The 1,380-nt window shown below is 70.4% G+C and carries 2 protein-coding genes; one reads left to right on the top strand and one right to left on the bottom strand.

The features are described from left to right. Positions 1–61 precede the first annotated feature (61 nt). Positions 62–388: a hypothetical protein gene (locus OTB19_RS42875; RefSeq protein WP_267804279.1), complete on the bottom strand. Its 327-nt coding sequence runs from the start codon at positions 386–388 to the stop codon at positions 62–64. 114 nt (positions 389–502) lie between these two features. Between OTB19_RS42875 and OTB19_RS42870 the strand changes: the two genes are divergently transcribed. Beyond that, the coding region (locus OTB19_RS42870) for an IS630 family transposase (RefSeq protein WP_267804278.1) at positions 503–1,380 on the top strand (878 nt) is incomplete at its 3' end.

Here is a 1,380-nt window from a genome sequence, read left to right as displayed (position 1 = left end):
AGTGGTCTGCGTCGTAAATCCTTCGGGGGTTGACGTCGGGCTTGGCGTGCGCTTGCCCGTGTCAGGTGTCGAGACCGGTGAGGTGGAGGTGGCAGGCGGTGTCGAGTGCGTCCTCGGGGGTGCCGCTGTGGCTGCCGGTGGGCAGGAGGGCGTCCTGGTAGCGGTCACTGGCGGGGTCGTGGAGGGCGAAGCCCCACCGGATCGTGGTGCCGGTGTAGCGCAGACGCATCAGCTTGAGGCGCTCGCCATCGGCCAGTTCGCCTTCCACGTAGGCGTACTGGCCCCGGTGGCGGACATGCAGGCCGGCCAGCTGGGGCCAGGCCGCTTCGGCGCGCATGTTCAGGTACAACTCGAGCTGGAGGCGGGTGTGTTCCGAGGATGTGGGCACAGCGGACATCCTGCCGCAGGGCCAGGTGCGGGGTGCGGGGTGCGGGGTGCGGGGTGCGGGGTGCGGCAGGATGCACCCTGTCGTGATCCACTTCTCGTGATCGGCGTGCCTGCCTTGCCCGTTGCCTCTGCCTGCCCGATAGCCCTGAGTGCCTGTGAGCGCGAGCGGCTCAAGAAGATGGCCTACGGTCACAAGACCGAGTACCGGCTTCGTCAGCGTGCCCAGGTCGTCCTGCACGCGGCCCGTAATCGCTCCAACGCCCGTATCGCCCGGGAGACCGGGCTGCATCTGGACACCGTCCGCACCTGGCGCGGCCGTTTCGCCGCCCACAGACTGTCGGCCCTGGGTGACCGCAAGCGCTCTGGGCGCCCGGCCGCCTTCACACCGTTACAGAGTGCCCAGGTCAGGGCCCTGGCCTGTCAACTGCCCGCGGAGAGTGGCACACCGCTCTCGCGCTGGTCGGCCCCGGAACTGGCCCGTGAGGTTGTCGCCCGCGCCATCGCCGGCGCGATCTCCGCCTCCACCGTGCGGCGCTGGCTCGAGCAGGACGCGCTCAAGCCCTGGCAGTACCGGTCCTGGATCTTCATCACCGACCCTGCCTTCCGGTCCAGGGCCGAGCGCGTCCTCGATCTGTACGCCCGCACCTGGGACGGCGAAGCGCTCGGCGCGGACGAGTACGTGATCAGCGCGGATGAGAAGACCTCGGTCCAGGCGCGCTGCCGCTGCCATCCCACCCTGGCCCCCGGGCAGGCCAGGGCGATGCGGGTGAACCACACCTACGGGCGCGGCGGCGCGCTGGCCTACCTGGCCGCCTACGACGTCCACCACGCGAAGACCTTCGGCCGCTGCGAGCCGAGAACCGGGATCGCCCCGTTCATGGCCCTGGTCGGCCAGGTCATGGCCCAGGAGCCCTACGCCGGCGCGAAACGCGTGTTCTGGGTCGTGGACAACGGCTCCTCCCACCGCGGCAAGAAGGCCGCCGACCGGCTGAG

Origin of the sequence: Streptomyces sp. H27-H5 (assembly GCF_026627505.1) — a bacterium.
Taxonomy (GTDB): domain Bacteria; phylum Actinomycetota; class Actinomycetes; order Streptomycetales; family Streptomycetaceae; genus Streptomyces.
Note: the sequence above shows the minus strand (reverse complement) of the source record. Positions and strands in the feature narration are given on the sequence as shown.